Source organism: Paenibacillus paridis, from assembly GCF_006345825.1.
GTDB lineage: Bacteria > Bacillota > Bacilli > Paenibacillales > Paenibacillaceae > Pristimantibacillus > Pristimantibacillus paridis.
Genome location: NZ_VCIX01000012.1, coordinates 332 through 583, shown reverse-complemented (window position 1 = coordinate 583; position 252 = coordinate 332). Strand labels below are relative to the sequence as shown.

The 252-nt window shown below is 43.3% G+C and carries 1 protein-coding gene; it reads left to right on the top strand.

Annotation, left to right across the window (positions count from 1 at the left end; genetic code table 11):
- Positions 1-38: 38 nt before the first annotated feature.
- Positions 39-252 (top strand): sensor histidine kinase (locus FJQ58_RS32705; RefSeq protein WP_238403652.1); only part of this gene is annotated, 214 nt, incomplete at its 3' end.

The following is a 252-nucleotide window of genomic DNA, read 5'->3' as shown; positions in this document are numbered from 1 at the left end:
CGCACTTTTTCTATAACTGCTTTTCTTTCATTTCCAGTATGGCGAAGCTCGAAAAAAACGAAGCGGTCGTTGCGATGTCGCATCATTTATCGAACTATTACCGTTACACGACACGTCAGGAACGTGATCTTGTTGCTTTGTCCGAGGAAATCAATTTTGTAACTAGTTATTTGGAAATTCAGAACATGCGCATGCCGAGGCTGAATTATACGATTGACCTGCCTTCGGATATGCTCCATCTCGAAATCCCGC